The organism is Flavobacterium sp. ov086, from assembly GCF_900187965.1.
Lineage (GTDB): Bacteria > Bacteroidota > Bacteroidia > Flavobacteriales > Flavobacteriaceae > Flavobacterium.
This window is the reverse complement of the sequence record NZ_FZNL01000030.1, coordinates 34,985-55,333: the sequence shown is the minus strand read 5'-3', so window position 1 is coordinate 55,333 and position 20,349 is coordinate 34,985. Positions and strand designations below refer to the sequence as shown.

Annotated in this window: 18 protein-coding genes and 3 tRNA genes; 2 read left to right on the top strand and 19 right to left on the bottom strand. The window is 32.3% G+C overall.

Annotation, left to right across the window (positions count from 1 at the left end; genetic code table 11):
- Positions 1-321: IS3 family transposase (locus CHB81_RS23850; RefSeq protein ID WP_141130451.1), on the top strand; the 321-nt coding region annotated here is incomplete at its 5' end.
- Between the two features lie 152 nt (positions 322-473).
- Here the strand turns inward: CHB81_RS23850 and CHB81_RS23845 are convergent.
- From CHB81_RS23845 to CHB81_RS23755, 19 genes are all read right to left on the bottom strand, one after another.
- On the bottom strand, positions 474-2,981 hold the full coding sequence (locus CHB81_RS23845; protein ID WP_089354330.1) for a DEAD/DEAH box helicase: 2,508 nt from the start codon (positions 2,979-2,981) through the stop codon (positions 474-476).
- 289 nt (positions 2,982-3,270) lie between these two features.
- Positions 3,271-4,416 (bottom strand): hypothetical protein, encoded by a 1,146-nt coding sequence (locus CHB81_RS23840; protein ID WP_089354329.1) that lies wholly within the window; start codon positions 4,414-4,416, stop codon positions 3,271-3,273.
- A 171-nt stretch (positions 4,417-4,587) separates the two neighbouring features.
- Positions 4,588-4,661, bottom strand: a tRNA-Asp gene (locus tag CHB81_RS23835).
- Between the two features lie 101 nt (positions 4,662-4,762).
- Positions 4,763-4,836 (bottom strand) — tRNA-Ser (locus CHB81_RS23830).
- A 3-nt stretch (positions 4,837-4,839) separates the two neighbouring features.
- Positions 4,840-4,912 (bottom strand) — tRNA-Trp (locus CHB81_RS23825).
- Between the two features lie 3 nt (positions 4,913-4,915).
- Complete coding sequence (locus CHB81_RS23820) at positions 4,916-6,286, bottom strand: SDR family NAD(P)-dependent oxidoreductase (protein WP_089354328.1); 1,371 nt, start codon at positions 6,284-6,286, stop codon at positions 4,916-4,918.
- Position 6,287: 1 nt separating this feature from the next.
- Positions 6,288-6,977 (bottom strand): hypothetical protein, encoded by a 690-nt coding sequence (locus tag CHB81_RS23815; RefSeq protein ID WP_089354327.1) that lies wholly within the window; start codon positions 6,975-6,977, stop codon positions 6,288-6,290.
- Positions 6,978-6,980: 3 nt separating this feature from the next.
- The gene (locus CHB81_RS23810; RefSeq protein WP_089354326.1) at positions 6,981-7,697 is read right to left on the bottom strand and encodes a DUF434 domain-containing protein; all 717 of its coding nucleotides are present in this window, start codon (positions 7,695-7,697) and stop codon (positions 6,981-6,983) included.
- Positions 7,698-7,776: 79 nt separating this feature from the next.
- Positions 7,777-8,601: a hypothetical protein gene (locus tag CHB81_RS23805; protein ID WP_089354325.1), complete on the bottom strand. Its 825-nt coding sequence runs from the start codon at positions 8,599-8,601 to the stop codon at positions 7,777-7,779.
- Between the two features lie 125 nt (positions 8,602-8,726).
- Positions 8,727-10,202 carry a tyrosinase family protein gene (locus tag CHB81_RS23800; RefSeq protein WP_089354324.1) on the bottom strand — a complete coding sequence of 492 codons (1,476 nt, stop codon included), beginning with the start codon at positions 10,200-10,202 and terminating at the stop codon, positions 8,727-8,729.
- Positions 10,203-10,242: 40 nt separating this feature from the next.
- On the bottom strand, positions 10,243-10,671 hold the full coding sequence (locus tag CHB81_RS23795) for a hypothetical protein (protein WP_089354323.1): 429 nt from the start codon (positions 10,669-10,671) through the stop codon (positions 10,243-10,245).
- Between the two features lie 18 nt (positions 10,672-10,689).
- Positions 10,690-11,631 (bottom strand): multicopper oxidase domain-containing protein, encoded by a 942-nt coding sequence (locus tag CHB81_RS23790; protein ID WP_089354331.1) that lies wholly within the window; start codon positions 11,629-11,631, stop codon positions 10,690-10,692.
- A 196-nt stretch (positions 11,632-11,827) separates the two neighbouring features.
- Entirely contained in the window at positions 11,828-12,628 is an 801-nt protein-coding gene (locus CHB81_RS23785) for a TatD family hydrolase (protein WP_089354322.1), read from the bottom strand.
- Positions 12,629-12,902: 274 nt separating this feature from the next.
- On the bottom strand, positions 12,903-13,775 hold the full coding sequence (locus tag CHB81_RS23780; protein WP_089354321.1) for an AAA family ATPase: 873 nt from the start codon (positions 13,773-13,775) through the stop codon (positions 12,903-12,905).
- Between the two features lies 1 nt (position 13,776).
- The gene (locus CHB81_RS23775; RefSeq protein ID WP_089354320.1) at positions 13,777-14,793 is read right to left on the bottom strand and encodes a T4 RnlA family RNA ligase; all 1,017 of its coding nucleotides are present in this window, start codon (positions 14,791-14,793) and stop codon (positions 13,777-13,779) included.
- Positions 14,794-14,835: 42 nt separating this feature from the next.
- A complete protein-coding gene (locus CHB81_RS23770) occupies positions 14,836-15,576 on the bottom strand; it encodes a hypothetical protein (RefSeq protein ID WP_089354319.1) in 741 nt (246 codons plus the stop codon).
- 1 nt (position 15,577) lies between these two features.
- Complete coding sequence (locus CHB81_RS23765) at positions 15,578-16,348, bottom strand: hypothetical protein (protein ID WP_089354318.1); 771 nt, start codon at positions 16,346-16,348, stop codon at positions 15,578-15,580.
- A gap of 66 nt (positions 16,349-16,414) precedes the next feature.
- Positions 16,415-16,951, bottom strand: a complete 537-nt coding sequence (locus CHB81_RS23760; RefSeq protein ID WP_089354317.1) for a hypothetical protein — start codon at positions 16,949-16,951, stop codon at positions 16,415-16,417.
- Between the two features lie 751 nt (positions 16,952-17,702).
- Entirely contained in the window at positions 17,703-19,220 is a 1,518-nt protein-coding gene (locus CHB81_RS23755; protein ID WP_089354316.1) for a TROVE domain-containing protein, read from the bottom strand.
- A 395-nt stretch (positions 19,221-19,615) separates the two neighbouring features.
- On the opposite strand from CHB81_RS23755, the gene CHB81_RS23750 reads away from it, so the two are divergent.
- Positions 19,616-20,230: a hypothetical protein gene (locus tag CHB81_RS23750; RefSeq protein ID WP_089354315.1), complete on the top strand. Its 615-nt coding sequence runs from the start codon at positions 19,616-19,618 to the stop codon at positions 20,228-20,230.
- Positions 20,231-20,349 lie beyond the last annotated feature (119 nt).

The window sequence follows — 20,349 nt, the reverse complement described above, 5'->3', positions numbered from 1 at the left end:
AAAATACCCGATCAAACTAATTTAATACTCCACTCAGACCAAGGATGGCAGTATCAAATGAAACAATATCAATATTTATTAAGACAAAAAGGAATCAGACAAAGTATGTCAAGAAAAGGAAATTGTCTTGACAACGCTGTAATAGAAAATTTCTTCGGAATAATAAAATCAGAACTTTTTTATCTTAAGAAATACAGTTCAGTTAGTGAATTAAAACAAGAAATAATTGAATATATAAATTACTATAATAACGATAGAATAAAACTAAATCTAAAAGGAATGAGCCCGATACAATATCGAGCTCATTATTATCAAACTTAATTATAAATTCGTCTAAACTTTTGGGTGCAGTCTATGGGAATTGCGCATTTTTTTTGTTTTTATTGGAATTATTGCTAAGAAGTTCAATACTTTAACGCAATGATACTAAGATAACTGCCACTATGTATGTATAATACTCTTCTCAGTTATAATTAGCGTTTAGCAACTATTTTATTTAAATAGGTACTTCTAAACAATGGTGGGGTAAAAAAGTGCGCTACGAGTAATTTAGAAATTTCTATTGGGGTAATTGCATTAATACCAGTACTAACTATTGCATTTACATATTGCGTTAAATTTTTTCTAATTTTCTCTAATGCTTCCTCATCAATTACTTTTGTATTTTCACTAGGATTAACATTAAATCCTTTAATTTTAGGATTTTGAAGCGTTACGAGTGTATGCTGAGTAGACTCTCCATACTGTTTTTTAAACCATTCACCTGATTGCAATAATTGTCCAATATTATCTCTTGTAATCTCTTCATGTATAGCCATTGATTTAGCTTCTAAAACTAAAAAATGATTATCAGTCATACCCCATAAAACATCTGGACCGTTTCCAAATTCCAATTCTGGCTCTTGAGCAAAAAATCCTATCATTCTGCCCACATTTGCTAAAGCATTTTCGAATTTAGTATAATTAATATCTGGACTGTATTTAAAATCGTTAAGTATTTCTTCTAAATAAATTTTGAAATCTTGAGATTTACCAAATTGACTTAAAAATTTTTTGACATTTGAAGATTGTTCTTCGTGAACACTTATTTTAGTATAATTATTTCCTAATTTAGTTTGAAACATATGAGTCGCATTTGCTGATGCTGCTAATTGCAAATCATTTGCACCTACCTTATTTTCTAAATATAATAATTGAGCTGCAAATTGAAAATACCATCCTTTTTGTTTACTTGAAATTGATGTACCATCAATTATTTTTTTTACAATAGTATCTTTTGAGTTTAAATAATTGCGTGAACGAAACAAATCAATTGCTTCTTTTTCATAAACAGCAATATTAATATTCTTTATTTTTTCCTCATTTAAAACATCAACATCTACTTTAGAAATTCCTTGTGAATGATATGTTCTCCAATCAATATTTTGAGACAAACAAAAATCAATTGTTTCTCTTATCGTTTTGATAGAATCTTCCTTGCTTTCTTCATCTAACAAAGAAAGTCCCATTTCAAGTTGCTTCCTAGTTACTGAAGTAAAATATTGTAAATTATATCTATTTCCCAAAAATTGAAGTAAATCATTACCCATTAATATAACTGCACAAAAATCACTTCCCGATCGAACTCCTCTTCCTAATCCTTGTTCAATTATTTGTGCTTTCAGAGAAGCTTTAACACTATCAAGTCTCATTTCAGTATATAACTCTTTAGAAGACGTGAATGCAGGATAACCATCCATTATTAAAATTCTGCACATATCACCATTCAAATCGACTCCATCATATCTATTAACTAATACATGTAATCCTCCTTGATTAGATTTAAGATTACTTATATTCTCATTTATATCTCCTTCATTTAAGACTATTCCTCCATTTTGTACCCAAGGTTGTGCTTTTGCGTACGATGGAACTAACACAACAACATTAATATTATTTTCAGAATATTCTTTTGCTAATTTATAAATATCATTATCAAACAAACTTGGATCAAATCTTTTCGGTGCTAAAATTAATCTTTGTCCAATATCTTTTCTGTCTTTTGGTATTAAAGCGTGAATAATACTTTCAGAACTTATACCAAAATCTTTAATTAAATCCGTTTGATCTTCAAAAGTTGCAGATAAAATATATCTATGTTTTGCTTCAAAAAAAGATTTTACATTTTGAAAAGGTACATGTATAGGGGCAATTTCAATACCCTTTGGACCTAAATAACAGTCATATGATAGTAAATCATCTGCTATTAATCCCCATTTAAATTTGAATTCATCATCTGATGAAAATTTATTTAAAAGTGTTGTTACTTCTTCTATCCTTTCAAACCAAGCCCAATATGGCACTTTTAGAATGCTTGCAAATGGATCTCCATCAATTAATCTTCTATATGTTCCTGGTGCTTGATCAATAAATTCTGTCTCAAAAATTTTAATTATTCTTTCACAAGCTTCATGATTTCTAGGTAAATCAAGTGTAGTTGTGCTTCTTGCCTTGTCTAAACAACTATGAGCATCATCAATAACTATAGAACCTATTTTAATTTGATCGCGATTAAATATTGATTTAGAATTGAATAATTTTTGGAAAGTACAAAGTAATATACTTTTACAATTATGAAAATCAGTAGGAAAATCATTATTTTCATCAATTTCACAAACTGGAATACCATAAAGCTCAGCTTGCTTTTTTGCTTGATCAAGTAATTGTTTATCAGGGCATAAATATAAAGCTGTGCCAACACCTTCATTCATTTTTGAATGAAGCATTAACAAACTTACAAGTGTTTTACCTGATCCTGTATTCATCTTACATAGAACATCTCTCTTATCTCTGATTGAATGCCAAGAATTTAGTACTTCTTCTTGAATACCTCTTAAATAAGAATATCCTTCCTTATGAAATAGACCTTGAAAAATATCTATTGGATGAATTGGTAAATCTTCATCATCATTTGCAACTAGTTTTTTAGCAAAAATATTCATACTATATAATTTATTTGGTTGTTAGTTTGAAAGTTATTTTCTCTTTTGAGATTTTTTTTTATTCTAAATGCCTTATGCATCAAAAGTCACTTTCAGCAAATGTGCATAAGATTTAATCATGAATTTTATGGTTTTCCATAATCCAGATAATTATTTACAAATATCATTGTCTCCAAATATATATAAACAAAAAGCCTTTAGAACAAGTAAAAACACCTGATTTAAAAGCAAAAAAAAAATCTATAACAATACCTAACAGGTCTTAAAAACCTGTTAGGAAAGCTACTATCTAGTATTCATCATCTACTTTTATTGGTTTTTTATTTCGTGTTGCAATTTCCCAATTCTCTGTTTGATATGGATTATCTATTTTTTTTATTTGAAATAAAAACCGTAATTCTCCTTTACGGTCGTCATCTTTATCAACCACAACTCCAAATTCATATCCTTTTATCTTTTTGATATATTTGTTTTCGACAGCATTGTTTTGATAATAGTTTACTGCAACATTAATTTCATTGGAAAACTGAGTATTCTCAGATAAAAATTCTAATAATTGTAAAGCAGTTTCCTTTTTATATTCAGAATCATTTATTCTATCCGGTTCTACTTTATAAAATGTAGTAAATGATAACTCTAAATTGTCGCAACCTCCCGCACTTGCTGTAATTATGGTATCGTTCTTTTTATAAATCTCTTCGATAGTTTCAGTATAATTATGCATTTCAATGCTTCTGGTACGTTTTTCTACTGCCGGAATATCATTAAAAATAGTTTTTGATTTTAATCTTGCCAATTTACAACTTGACAAATACGATTCTTCATATAGATTTCCATTTTTATAAATAAAAGAAAACGATGCAGATTTTAAATCCTCACCTAAGTAGGTTCTGAAGTTTTGTGTGACCTTAATTTTAAATTTATTGTCAACAAAATTTGCTTTGTCAATTATATTGTATGAAAAAGGAGCATATCCCAAAATACTGTGCGATTCTTTTTCATGAATCTCATCTTTCATAATGTAAAAAATGAAATCATCGTTCGTATTCGCATTTCCTCCTAACATTCCTTCAGATGATCTGTGAATTACATAATCAATTATTCTGTCATTATTAAAATCACCTTTTTCAAAAATTGAAAATGAAACCGTATAAGGATCGCCAACATTTGCGAATGAAACATAATAAGGCGATTCGGATATTTGCATCTCCTTGTATTTTTGTTCTCCAATTTCTTCGTTTATAAGTCTTTTTAAGAAATTGCTTTCTATTTCGGTGGGAATTACTTTTTCTTCTTCGGGTTCTACAGTAGAAACGGTGTCTTTTTTGCTAACTTTATGTACTGTTTTAACTTCTTTTTTACACGAAAATGCTAATATTATAAATGCGAACAGGATTATTTTATTAGGTTGAAAGTATACTGATTTACAATTCATTAATCAATCTGTTTTTAGTGGTTAAAATATTTAAATTAATTGGCTTTTCTTCTGTTTGATATTGAGATCATAATTTCAAATTAACAAATAAAAAACCACAAACTCGCATGATAAATTGCAAATTTGCGGTTGGAAAAAACAATTAAATTGTAATTCTAAATACTAAAAAATAAAGGTGTGCAAGGACTCGAACCCGCAACCGCTCGCTTGATGGGCAAGTGCTCTTCCAATTGAGCTAACACCTTTATATGAATTTGCCACTAATGTACTAAGACACAAAGTTTTTTTACTTTCTCCTTAGATTTTATGCCTTTGAGCTTTAGAATCTTTGAACCTAAAAAAAAATAAAGGCGTGCAAGGACTCGAACCTGCATCCGTCAGTTTAGCAAACTGCTGCTCTTCCAATTGAGCTAACGCCCTTCGTGGGATAGTTGGGACTCGAACCCAAAACTACTGCGGTGGCGGCAATTATTTTTCCAATTAAACTACTTCTCCCTTTTTACCATTGAGAAACTTTATAATTTTTCAATAAGACCCCAAATATACTTTTTCCGTTGATTCCTTGCACTATTGGATCAAAAATTCTACTGGCGCCATCAACAGAATCCAGCGGCGGAATATATCCTTCTTCAAATTGTTTTTTTCGCAGACTTTCTTTTGCGCCTGTCGAAATCCAGCCTACATCTACGCTTGTCATAAAAATAGAATCAACAGCAAATTCTCTTGCCGAAGTCAGCGTCATCATATTCAAAGCCGCCTTTGTCATATTGGTATGCGGATGAAAAACGGTTTTGTTGGTATAACTAAAAATCCCTTCGGAAGAAGTTACATTTACAATAAAACGTTCCTCAAAATTGGAATTCAGAAACAATGGTTTCAACTCTTTTATTAAAAAATAAGGCGCAATTTGATTGATTAAATTCACCTCAACCAATTCATACATGCTGATTTCTTCCAGAGTCGAATTCCAACTTGTCTTTTCGCGATTATCAACCGGTTGTCCAAAACGTGTGAGCTGTACTTCGGTTTTTTCTCCAGAACTGTATTCCAACGCTTTTACTTCTTTTGTAACTGCGGTTTGATTGGCAATTAAATTGCTATTGGCTTGAAAACTTATCAATAAATTCTCTTCCTTTTTTATCAAAGGCTGATAATATTCATCGGTATATTTTATGGTTTGTGCGGCATTGTTTATCAAAATATCCAAGCTTTGGAATTTAGATTTATAAAAAGAAATAAACTCCTTAATGGCATTTAAATTTCTTAGATCTAAACCGTAAACAATTAGATTTTCTTTCCAGTTTTCAAAATCACTTTCCTGCATAAATTGTTCTAAAGCCAACGCCGGAAAACGGGTTGTAAGTACCACATTAGCATTATTTCGCAACAATCTAAGAGCGGTTGCAAATCCAACTTTTACGCGACCTCCGGTTAAAATAACGTTTCTACCTTTTAAATCCAGATTCTGAAAACGTTTTGCATAATTTTCTTCGGCACAATCCGGGCAAAGTCTGGTGTAGAAACTATGCGCGAGTTTGTAAGATTGATTGCAGCAATAACAGTTTTTAGGCAAATTTAATTCGGTAAATTGCTGTTCGTCAGGATTCTCTTTTTCCGAAAACAAGGTCGTTCCGTTTAAAGCTTTCGAGACTAATTCGGCATTGAGACTTGTTTGAAGATCTTCCAGCTTTTTTGACGTATAACTTACATTGCGGATATTCTTTTTTGCATTTTTATGAATTTTGGTAATCAAACCGGCAAACAAATTATTGTCGGGATTTTCAAATGGATTTTCTTTTAATGCGTTCAGGACTTTTATACAGCTTTGCCATTCTTCATCACTAAAAGTATGTTTTATATCTTCTTTCATTTTATTCTTCTAAAAAATGTTCTAAAAACCCAATGAATTTCTTTCCGTCGCCGGACCATCTCATTCCCTGCCCGTTTGGTATTCTGATTTCGTAAACAATATCATGTTTATAATGATGAAATACATTCCACCATGTTTTATTTAGAATAATGTAGTGAACTAATTTCTCTACAGTTTCCTGTTTTTGTTGGGTATTTCCTTTTATTTCGCCAAAAATACTATCCTTTTTTCTGCCAACATGTTTTTCCCAGGCTCTCGCCACAATAGTGGTTTCGCTATTAAAAGGCTGTAAACAACTCTCTAAAAGAATTTCTTTTGCAGGAGGAATTGCGGTTTCATCCCGAACACTTGCCGAGGTTAATTGCTGTCCCAAAATAAGCAAAATAATTTCGAATGGCGTCTTTTCGAACATTTTAATAATTTCCAACTTCAATTGATCCGGATTACTTTCAAGAGCTTCAAAAATAGTTTTAAAATAAGGCAGAAGATCTTCTTTAAAAATTAAAATCTCTTCTTTAAAAGAAGGTAATCTTGAAACTTCAGACTTTTGATTTTGATAAAAATGAAACAGGTTTTCCGAGAAAAGATTTAAGTTTTCATCTGTTAGAAACAAAGCATATTTCTTTTTCCATTCTTTATTTAAGTCCGGAATTGTTGCTTTTATTTCTTTATAAAGCTGAGTCCTGTTCATTATTTACCGGCTTTCGATTATAGTTTCCTGAATGTTTAATTCAGCCAAAATATATTTTATGAGATTAAAATTAGCTGCACTATTATCCAAAACCCATGCATCAGAAGTTACTGCGATTAAATTACTTTCAGCAATCATTTTATCAGGATTATTGACCAGATCAACCTTCCAATTATAATGATTTAAGACTGCCATTTCTTCTATAATTTGCTTTAATTTCCCACTATTTGAAACTGGCTGATCAAAAATCCAATGTATCTTTTTGACTTTCTCTTTATCAAAAAAATCAGCAATGAGTTCAATTGCCTGAGCAGTTTGTTTTACTTTTTTGTAAGTACCATAAACGCTTGACAAATCTCTAAAGTACCCGTCTAATCCTTTGAAAACATAAGCATTCGATAAAATACTTTCTAATAAAATCAAGATATTAAATCCATCAATAATCACTTCCTGATCTATTAAATTTTGTTTGTCAATTTCTTTCGACATTCGATATTCAATTTGACTTTTGGAAGCACTCATACCGCGAACAGCTTGTTGTTGTCTTGAATTTAACCGATACCGATTGCCAACTAAAGCCTGCGCCGATTTTTCTCCGTAACCGCGACTGAGCAAATACTGCATATCTGTAACGGCTTCTTTTAATTTTGCCTGAATTTTTAAAGTCCCGAATAATGCATCATCACTCGCTTCTTTGCCTCGGTTTTTTAGATCTGCCATTGGTTAAAATATAAAACGGTTTATGATTAAGAATATATTCATCCCAAAGGGTTTTGGATCCCGAAACTTAGGGAATGTTTTAATTCGGTTTTGAAACTAAAAAATCCGAAATCAATCGTTGTTTGAATCGATCTATAGGTTTCAAATCGACATTGGTATCTCCGTTATGAATATCAAAAGGATCATCTAAACCACTGATTAATAAATACAAATAGCAAAATATAAAGGTAATCGCAGAAGTCACCAAATAATCTGCCGAAGGGCTTTTGAATTTGCTAATCAATAAAAACGACATGACAATAAACAAAATACTCTGAAGCAGGATATATGCGGGTTTGATGAAGTTGTTTCTCGAAATCGTATAGGCACGCGTAAGCTGTTTTCGCATTGCATTTGTGTTTTCCTGTATGCCTTTTATGGCTTCTTTGTCGACACCTCTTTCTGCAAAATAATAGGCAATTTCGTTAGATTTCCGAATCAAGGGAAAGATAACCGTAGAATCTTTTCCGCTGGAATATATCCAATCGATAATTCCGTTGGTAATAGAAATCATTTCTTCGCGTAAAAAAGCACTGTTTAATTCTTCTTTGCACAAATCAGAAGTTCCTGTTCTTGGCGCTCTGAAAGCGAGATAAATCCAATCTTTGATCGCTTCTAAATTTGAAGCAACTTCTCCCGGTATTTTTTCACTTTCTTTAAAATCAGTCATCGTTGCTGCCAATAATAATCCAAAGACAAAAAATGCTCCGGTGAAAATAATCGTAATATCTGATAATTCGATCAAATCATGAAAATCCTGTCCGTAGAAAGAAAGATTTTTGAATACAAAATTTTTAATTCCCAAGACAAGCAATGCAGCAATAAGTGCCTTTATGATTATGGTTCTGTGCAGTACGAATTTCATTATTATTTTTTTTCGGCAAATTAAATAAATATAATCAAAATAACTCCTTCAAATTGGGTTTTAAATATATAAGAAAAGCGCCTTGATATCAAAGCGCTTTTGTGTTTTTGAGTTTATACTTTAGCTTAATTTGTCTTTGATACACTAATTTTTTCAAGTGTTACTTTAGCATCTCCAATTCCGCTCTTTTTTATAATAATTTCAAAATTCTTATCTGTATTCACCAAATCATCTGAAATGTAATAAGAGAAATTAAGTTTTATTCCGGTTTCTGCTGCCGTATGATTTCCTTCGATTCCGTGATCATGAGCAACTCCAAAGAAAGTCATTGTTCCCACATATTGATCTGCTTTTCCCGGATAACGAAGATAAACGGTATAAAAATCTTTTGGCTCTTTGTAAACAACTACATCTAGATTTAATATTATTTTTGAGTTGGCTTCGGTTTTAAAAACTTTATTGGTGCTTTTTGAGAATGTACTGGTTACTTTGTGCGTAAACCCAGTGTTTTCGATTGTTTTTCCAATTTTTTGTTCCCAAATAATTTTCTCTTTTGAATCCTGAAATGAAACTTTCTTTTTTGAAGTTGATTCATTAGAAGCCAAAACCGGAGTTTTAGATCCATAAAGCAAGTTGTCGTATTTATAATCTAAATTAAAAACGATGTTGTATACTTCCTCCATTGTATAGGTAACATGCTGTCCGTTTGGAGCAATAAATTCATATGTCCACGGATTTGCTTTTAACTGATCTAATGTAGGACGCTGCCCATAAGCCGAAACATCCCAAGATTCCCAAATACGATCAATCATGCTGTGATGCAACCAAAAAACGGGATCAAAACCTGCCGAAGGAACATTTGCCATTAAACCTGAAAAATCTTTTAGTTGATAAATTTCATTATAATAGCTTTCTTTTGGATCTGCATATTCCCCTCCAACAAGATCGTGCATAAAACCATGAGGTGCACCTTCGAGGTTTTTGCTAAATCCCGCCAATCCGGTAAAAGAAGGATTTGTTCTTAATTCTTCAAGTGCTAACTGGATTTGTGTAAGATCTTTATCAGGAATTGGTTTTCCGTTGTTAAGAACACTATATCTGGCTGGCGCATACAAAGAACCCGATTTGTCTCTTGCTTCTTTTGGCAAAATATTATCAACAACTTCTTTGCTTCCGTAGTTCCAGTATGGTATCGCAAAATCTTGCTTTCCGGATAAATCCCTAACGATTTTTTCTAAATACCAAATGTACAATCTGTGCCATAAAAGAAAATTTAAGTTTGCAGCTTCTGAGTTTCTTTTATGCGTACAATCGCCCCAAGCCCATAATTTATCTTTACTTGTTTGATATTGTGCACAAAGCTCATTTTTTCCGGCAATTGAATCGGGAATATTATGTATTGCACCTTGATAATACCAACCAAGTCCATTCTCGCAGCCCATTTCGCGCATTTTTTTAAAGGCTGTATTCATTGCCAAAAGATCTGCTTGTCCTTCGGCTGTATTAACATTGTGTCGAACATATTTTACATTATCAGCACTCTGACCATAGCCAGAAAGTGTAATCAAAATAATAAAGAGTGATATAGTAATTTTTTTCATTTTGCTTATTTTTAGGTTAATTATAGATTTGTTTTTGATATTAGAGAACTTGAACTTCGAAGGTTAAAATTTCAGCATAATCGGGATTTGCTTTATCGTAGATTTTAAATTTGACAATACCATTTCCTGTTTTATTGGCAGGAATAACATGAATCGCAATAAATCCTTGCTGATCTGCATTTAACTTACTGAAAGCAGAACCTTTTGGAATTCCGATTTGGCAGGCTCCGTGCTGACACATAGAACAATCCCATTCTTTTGGAAAAGTATTTGAAACCGTTTCCCAAACCAGATATATGGGTTTATTGGATACGTTTTCGACTTTAATTTTAGAAATGTCCAATCGTTTATTTTTTAGCAGACTTTCTTTATTTGTTGCATTTCCTACTATAGAAAAAGTGGGTTTACTCTGTGCAGAGGAAATAGAAAAATAAAGCAGAATAATGAGGTAAAAGAGAGATTTTTTCATGGGGTGTTTGTTTAGATTTTAATAAAAAACCGGAATATCGGCCTGATAAAATATTTTTTTTGAAAGAGGATTTATAAACTGATATCTAATCTTTGCTTTTTTGGCAGTATCTCCTAAAAAAGCATACAATTCCAGACATTCTCCAGGATCAAGCGCAACATTATTGCCTGTCGATAATGCTTTGATATGATTACCATTTCCTGATATAAATTGAAGTTTTGTATCCAATGGAAATTTAATTTCATGAATGTATAATCCGGCATTAACTAAACGAAGCAATACCGCATTTTTTTTATGTTTTAAGGATTGCAAACCTTTGTTCTTTAAGATTGCTTCACCATTTATCAAAAAGTAATTCGGTTTATAATCCGGAAGAAGTATTGGTTTATTTGAATCGTCGTATTCTGTACCCATAATAGCATCTGTGTGCCATTTGGTATCTATTTCGTTACTGCACCAGAGTATTTCGGTTAAAGGTTTATCAGCTAAGGAATCTTTTTCTTTTAGCCGGATAATAATTACACCAAACATACCAGCCTGAAGATTGAAAGGATAATTTTCCGGACTATAATAGAGGTAGGTTCCTGATTTTTTGGCCTGAAAAGAATAAAAACCATGTTCCATGTGGTGAACTGGTTCTTTTTTATTCATTATTTTCTTTTGTTTATTCCGTTGTGTGAATTCAATTTCCTTACAATATAAAGAGACTGGATTTCCTTGGGAAATGTTCCAGAAATCGATGTTCACACTATCGCCTTCTTTTACATCAATATCATATCCCGGTAAAGTAACCTGTCCTGAAAGCGAATTGGCAAAACCAAAAGTTCTTATTACTAAATCATTCTTGATAAACAACTTACCTGTTGTTCTACCAATAATTAATCTTTCATTTTGAGAAAATGAAAATGTGGTAATTAGTAAAAAAGAAAATAGCAATAAGGTTTTATTCGGTTGTTTCATTTCTAAACTCCAATTAAATATTAACATCCGTTGTATGATATTAAAATTCAAAATTAGAGCTATTTAAAACGAAAAAACAGCGTATAAATACCTGTTTTTGTAGTAAAAATCCCAAAAATAAATACCTCAATCTAAACTGCCGTTTGAGATGGACTATATAGAAGAATTATTCTTTGGGTTAAAGTTTGTTAAGTTATTAAATCCCAAAAAAGTTCCTGGCATTTCTCGTCGTTTCCTCTGCAACTATAATCCCCGAAACTCCTTTGAACTGTGCAATTGTTGATGCTACAAAAGGCAGAAAAGCAGGTTCGCATCTTCGTTCGTGGTATTTCTTTAAAAGACTATTCGGAACATTTTTCGGGAGCATGAATGGCGCATCGGTTTCGATCATCATTCGGTCAAGCGGCACGTATTGAATTACTTCTTTTAAATGCTCAAAACGTTTGCTATCTGAAATTGCTCCGGTAAAACCAAGGTAAAATCCGTTATCGAGATATCTTTTGGCTTCTTGCAGATTTCCTGTAAAACAATGTACAACAGCTTTTGGCAATTGTGGCAAATAGTCTTTTGTAATGTCCATAAACTTTGCAAAAGCGGCTCTTTCGTGCAAAAACAAAGGTTTCTGAACTTCGATTGCCAATTCTAATTGGGCTTTGTAACATGTTTCCTGAACGTTTCTGGGCGAAAAGTCCCGATCAAAATCGAGTCCGCACTCGCCTACTGAAACGACTTGTTTCTGCTTTAATAAATTTCTCAGTTTCGGAATGCTTTGTGTATCAAAACTCTTCGCATCATGCGGATGAATTCCTGCCGTGGAATATAATATCCCTGAATATTCTTTGGCTATTCGAGCAGATTCTTCACTGTTTCTTACGCTTGTTCCGGTCAGTATCATTTGCGATACATCGGCATCTAATGCGTCTTGTACGACATCGTCTATGTCATTTTGGAATTGTTTATTGGTTAAATTAATTCCGATATCTATGTATGTATTCATTTGTTTTTTTTAAGGTCCAAAGGCTCATAGGGGCAAAGGTTCAGAGATTTTTGCTCGTTGAATCTTTATCTTTTTGTTTTAATATTTTAGAAAAAAGAAGCCAGAAACAAGACTCTCAAATACTTTCTTCTTGTTTCTTTTCTTTATTCTTTATTCTTTATTCTTTATTCTTTATTCTTTATTCTCTTGGTCTTGTTTTAATCGCGCAAAGACGCAGAGTCGCAAAGTTTTTTTTGCCTTTGTCCCTCTGCACCTTTGAAGCTTTGAACCTCTTTTAGAAATCCCCATAGTACACTTGGAAGCATGGTAATTTCAGGTCATTTCTCCAGGTATCAACTACTTGGTTTCTATCGTCCAGAACAAATTCTACAAAGTATTTATCTTTGATGGATTCGTTATAGATTTCGGTTTTTATAACGGAATCTTTTCGGCTGTCTTTGGTTTTTCGCATGATTAAGGCATCGTATTCGATTTCGTGTTTTTCAAGAAAACGCAACGTTGGATCTTTGTATCGGTCTTCTCTTCCCGAAACCAGCAATATCTCATAACCCAATTTTTTATAATTTCTCAAAACATTCGCCACCGGAGTATTGATTTCGTCTTGGTCACATTTGCTTGCATCAAAAGGGTTTCTTCCGTTCATTAAAGCCAGTGTTCCGTCTAGATCACAAATTATGGCTTTTGGCAAATCAGGGTTTTGAGTGCAATATTCCGGAGAATCTTTAAAGAATTGTCGGTGCATTTTCAGGATTACTTTTTCTCCAACAGGTTTCTCTCTCAAAGCATCTCTTTCAATACAAACCGCAACATCTGTATTAACTTCCAGAACCTCAACTTCTACCTTTTCATTGAATTTTATGTTGTATTCCTGAACCAATTGTGAAACACGTCTAAAATTAGTATCCGATAAATTCGTATCATCGATCACAATGCTTTTTCCTTCTTCAAGAGCTTTTACGATTAATACATCACGTACTTTTTTAACGAATTTCTCGTTGCTTTGACTTGTGTTTCCGTTGTCAAACATCGCGCGCAAATCGTCTCTATTTATTCTTTTATAAGTTTCTGGATTATCTGTTATTATCTTTTTTGCCAAAGTAGATTTCCCACTTCCCGGCAATCCTTTCATTAAAATTACTTTTCTCATTTTATTCTTCTTCTCTATTAAACGGTTTTTCAAATGTTGGCCGAATCATTTTCCATATAATAACCGAATAATCTTTGTTATTCAGCATGGCAAATAATACGCCCGGATGTTGACAAGTCAGGAAATACAAAGCGGTTTCTTTGACCGTTTCTAATACTTTGAAATCCTTTTTTGCCTGATTTTCTATTACCGCATATTTAGTTTCTAAATCTTTCTTAGTTTCTTTTACCCAATCGAAAAACTCATCTGGAACACGCTCCAAAATTTCTTCCATTGGCTGATTGGTTTTCAAATATTCCCAGATATTCAAGTTAGAAACCTGAGTAATAATTCGGTGTAAACGAAGATACTCTTCAAATTTAATTTTCACTCTAAAATTGTTCGAATATTTAATGATAAAACCTTCTTTGTTCGCAATATCCATTTCTTTTAAAACCGAAAGATCTTTGATTCCGTTATACTTCTCAACTACAGGAAAACCAAGATCTTCAAGGTCAAATTCTTCTCCGGATTGTGTATCAATAATTGCCAGTAAAACCAATTCTTCTGAAGCTCCATAGTCTAAAACAATTCGGTTTTCAGGATAAATAATTTCGAACATATACGTTTTGTTTTTATCCAAAAGCTTCCATGTTGTTTTGTATTTTCCATGCAACATTTCATTTGCCTTATCTGATTGAAAGCTCGAAAAAGAACCTCTACTTGCGATAAAAGGAACATCATTTATCCAATATAAAATCCCTAATGAACCATCCATTTTATCGTAAACTTCGAAAGTGGTATCCGTAAGAACCTGATTTTCCATTTCGCCCAAATTGAAAAACTTAGAAAAAGGTCTTGCGATTACATTCCCTTTTTTATCCAGAATTAAACCTCTGCACGCCAATGTAACTTCATTCCAAATTCTCTCAAATTGCGCGCTTTGTGTATAATTGTATATGTATAAATCATGTTCCGGATGTTTATTTACCCTTACATAATTTTTGGAAATCATCTCTTTTAAAAGTACTGTATTCATAAGTTCTAATCTTTAAACAAAGATTCAAAAGTTACTGCGCAGTTATCTTGCGTAATTAAAATCATTTTCTTCTTCATACTTATATTCAGACTTGTTTTTCATCATTAACATTCTTATTTTCAATAATTCAACAAATATTGAAAGCCTTTTTTGCAAATCATTCAAGTTGACATTTTCTTCTCTGGAAAGATATTTTCTTAGATCTCGAAAAGAAGCTGCAATTTGATTTTTAGTATAAAGTTCTTTTCCTTCACTAAGTGCAATTGTCTGCCCTAACTGAAAAGCGATTGATTTTAAAATATCCTTTTTCGAATTGTCTTTTCCAAAAGAGGTTATTGTATTTAAATCTATAGTTTCTAAAGCCTGAATCTTTTCATCCAGATTTCCTTTTAAAGCTTTTTTTACCAAAACTCTGTATTCTGTTTTGCTTACAAAAGACAAGATCATTCTGGTACATCTCAAAAATTTAAGATCAATATCCCTTACCAAAAGTTTCGTTATTGGATTCTCAAACTTTTGTTCGTGAAAATGATAGGTATAAAATAATGCATTATTTAATTCGTCAGTTGTTCCTTTGTAAACCTCAACTAAATAACCGTTTTTACAAACAGCAAGATTAGCATTGATCTCTTTTTCAGGAAAGAATGACTTTATGGATACACTTAGTTCTTTTGATATTGTTAATTTTTCTAATATCGTTTCCGGCATTTCTTCAACGAAAAAAACCAGATCGACATCAAGAGAATTTTCAGAACCGAATATTTGATAGATTGGTGATTTCATTTTAAAACTTTTCGTTTAACATATCGATGCTTTCATTATTACAAGTCAAAAAACCATTTGTAGATTTAAATTCTCCAAAATCATGAAGCAGCTTTAGCCAATGCTTAATGTATTTCTGCAAAATCATTTTATCTTCTGCCGTAATTGTTTTTCTATATATAAATACTTCCAAATCATTGAAATGGCTCACAAAATTCTTTTTGGTATATATCTCAATATCATTTTCGATAAGTGCGATATTTTGTCCGACATAAAAAGCTATAATTTTCCAAATATCTTCATCTCTCGTATTCTTCTGATGAAACTCTGAAAGTGAAAGAAAATCTATTTTGTCCAGTACTTCCAATTTCAAATTAAAATCATGTATTCCTTTTAAAATTGGACGAATCTGAGTTCGGTATTCTGTTCGCGTTAACATGGTCAAAACGGTACGAACTGCTTTGTAAATAGCTAAGGTTTTATTTCTGATTTGTTTTTTGGTGACTAATAATTCATATTCCTGTTGATGCAAACTATACGTTTCCAGCAATGCATTATTGAGGGAATCAATCCATGATTTGGTAAAAATTGTATCTGAGATTATTCCGTTTTCGATTACTGCCAATGTTGCATTCCAATTCAGATTGTATTCTTTCAAAAGAAAAAAGACCTTATTTTTTCGGTCTTCCTGTGTTTCCGGCATATCTTCTTTTGGAACTATAATAATAACATCCTGATCTGTAGAATCGTCAGAACCATAAATATAATACGGATAAGGGAAAGCATTTTTCATTTTGTAATTGTATTAATTTGATGGCATAAAATTGTTGCACCATTATCTGATTATTCTATATAATTATTAATATCTGAAAAGTTCAATTTTGAGATATTCTTTCAAATTATTCCCTAACATTATGATATCTGATCCCCAAACTGAAATAACTGGCGATAAATATTTGTCTTTAAAAACCACAAGTGCTCTATGATTGTACATTGGAATATAACCGACTATTTGCGAGACATCAAAACCAGCTTCGGCAAGGGCCGCTTCTGCTTCAATTTTAAATTCTTCAATGTCATTTATTAGCCATCTTGATTTCTCATAATCTTCAGGATAATTATAAAAGAAATTATTTTCAGAATATTCTATATCTGATTCATTTTCTGGATTAATTGAAATCATAGGTATGTCTAAATTTGAAAAAACCAGAAGCATTTCTCTGTAATCCCAAGGAAAATCAAAGCCAAATAATACTTGTAATTGATCAATCTCTTTTCTGCTAATACCTTTTGTAAACTTGGTATTGGGCTGAATTTGAAAGCCCCAAACATCATCTCTGAGTTTTATTTTTTTAAACTTTTTTTCAGCTTTGTATTTTATATCTTTTACTGTCATAACGTAAAATTTTTATGTTTTTAATTTTAAAAGAGGTAATGTTTAGGGATGGTTTATTTTTCATTGGAATCGAAGTAACCATTTCCTGACGACACTCTTTTTTAAGAGCAATATTGTATAAGTGATAATTTGATTGAATGACGAAGTAACACTTTATACACGGCATCTTATAAATTTGAAAAAGTAACAATTGATGAGAATTCTTTTTGGAACGAAGTATTTCTCACACACGACATTTTTCTATTTTAAAAAGAAGTTAAAAGCAACAAGAGAAACGGGGCATGTCTTGCCAGAGTCGAACTGGATAACCTTGCTGATTCTACAACTTCGCTATTCCTCCCCAAATTTGCGACGAAGTAACTCTTGTTTACGACATTCTTTTTTATTTAAAGTATTGGATAATAATCAATAAGAGACTATAAAATTGTGTGTTACCATTTCACTATCAGCCTAAACTGAACAGGATTCGAACCTGTACTACAACTCCCCTGAAGTAACTCTTATCTACGAAACCAATACATTTATTTTAAAACAAGGCAACATTTAATAAGCTATTCTCGTTCTGCTCTAACCACTGAGCTACATCTCTGCTACGAACAGAAACGGTAGGGATCGAACCTACGACCGGACCGTTAAAATTGCGAAGTATTGCTTATCTACGACACTTGTTTTTTATTATTATTTAATGAACATTTCTATTGCAAAGATTCAAATACTACTGCGCAATTATTTTGCGCAGCAGATTTTTTTTCTACAACTCTATTCGGTTGATGTAATTCAAAGCGCTGTTTTTATCGTCTAAAGCATTCAATACATCAAACACTTTATCTGACCAACCAGCTATTAAATAAACATCGTTTTTCTCGACATTTATTGGTGTCTGACCGTAACCTGCCAAGTCAAACAAATACAATTTTGCATTTGGAGCGATCGCTTTGTATCGGTTCCAAGAGTTCGCGAATGAATCTTTTGTGTAAGCATTATTCCACATTTGAACATCGGTAAACAACATTACTTTATCAACTATTTCATTTCGTTTTATCAAATCTTCCAAAACCAAATAACCATTTGTCGAGTAACCTACCTCACCTTCTCGCTTGTAATATTCGTTTACGTTGGACAATATCGCTCGTTTTGGCATATTGATAATTTTCCATCGATCACCAAACATACCGCTTACCACATCTTTGCAACGGCTTTGCATTAACATACCCAACATCAAACCTATGTCGTAAAGCATTATTTTACTTTTTGGCGAGATGTTTTTTTGCATCGAACCAGAAACATCACAAGCAATTACAACGGATGTATTGACATCAAAACCTTTTATGTTTTGCGCACTCGCCATAACCGCATCTTCTAATGCATCCAAAATCATTGGTATGTATTTAGATTTCAATTCTTTTAACTCACGATATGCGGCTAAAAATCGGAATGGCAATTGTTTCGAGTTTGCAACCGCTTTTTCATTAGAAAGGTAATCACAAACTTTTGAGATATGATATCGGGAAACATTAGCTTCTACTATATTTCGCAAATTACGCAACAATGCCATATAACCTATTTTGTTGCTATCGATCAACTCCTCCCATTTTTGGGTGAATGCTTTTTGCTTTTCGGCTTCATTAAAAAACTTTACCTGACCCAATTGCGACAATTCGGTTTCCCATGTATATGGCGTTTGCAATGCATCATTTACTATTTTGTTGAACAATACTTGTTGCGCTTCGTCTTTTGCTTTTGGATGTACCAAAAACAAGGCATCTTTTAATTTTACCGCGCCATCACGATTGTATTTTGCAAATTGATATTCATCAAATTTATTGAATGAATTTGCCAAACCTTTTTGGATTTGTTTCGACAAACGGTTTAATTTTTTCACGCCGTTTCGTTCGTTTGCCATTTGGTAATAGGCCAATAATTCAGTTATTTCGTCCGCACGTTGTATAACTTGTATAATCATTTTACTGATTAGGGAATCGCCTGAATATATCTTCGCCAATTCTACGATTAAAACTAACGGAACTGAACGCATATGCATTTCGTTTCGGGCATAAACCGCCAATTTTGCTACAAATACCGGATCACTTTTTTTGATTAACTGTTTAATTCTTTCTAAACGAGTTGTATCTTTTTCATAGAATGAAGCATTTAAACTTGTTGTTACAACCGCTGCATACAATTCATAATCTGGCGTTAACGGAAAAGCTACGGCATTTTCGTAATTAACTACGGTGTTTTTTTCTTTTGCTAAAAAATTGAATTTCATAATTTCTCGTTTTTAAAAATTAAACAATCTAATTGTTGTTCCTTTTTGACATTACAAAGATTTCAATTGTACTACGCAATTATTCTGCGCAGTAAAAAAATCTTTATTTTTTTGTGACCTTGATGAGATTCGAACTCATATTCCCTTTCGGGCATTGCGGCTCTAAATACGCTTCCCTACTTTCCCTAACGATTTCGGTGCTTCTGTAAATTCTACCCATTAGTCCGCTCGGGTCTAACCGGAATATCCGCAAACTCTACAGCCAGTAATTTTTCTGTAGGCTTTTCCTTTTAAGCTACAAGGCCTTTCGTTTTGACATTACAAAGATTTCAGAACTACTACGCAATTATTTTGCGCAGTAAAAAAAGAATTCTATATTTGAGTAAAACAAGAATATGAATCTAAAGGAAAAATATACCGAATTGCTTACAAACATTGGCTTTGACGAAAAAGCAATTGAAAAAAATTGGTCTGATTTAGAAAAGGCATATTCCAAAAAATCAAGACATTATCACAATCTGACACATATAAAGGATATGATTGAGTGTTTTGAAACGTATTTTGATAATCTCAAATTCCCGAATGAGGTTTTGTATTCCATCTTTTATCATGACTACATATATATAAGCAGCAAAAAAGATAATGAACTCAAAAGTGCCGAGTTTGCGGTTAAGATTCTACCTAAAGATTCTAATCTAAATCCCGAATTGGTATTTGATATGATTTGCGCGACGCAATTACATCAGCATAATACAATTGAAGATATTAATTGGCTGATTGATTTTGATTTGAAAATTCTCGCCAGAGATTGGTCTGAATATCATATTTACTTTGAACAAATTAGAAAGGAATATCGCATTTATCCTGATTTTCTATATAAACCGGGACGCGCAAAGGCTTTGAAACATTTTCTGGAATATGATTTTATTTTTCAAACGGATGAATTCAGGAATTTGTATGAAAAGAAAGCAAGATTTAATATTGAAAGGGAGGTTTTGTTCTTGACGTAAATGCGTGAGGGATAGAGGCGATATCCTTTTGTGAAGTGGAACGGAACAAAAGATAAAACCGAAAGCCCGATTCGCCGCGGCGAAACACGCCCAAAATATACTAAGCAAAATTAATCGCG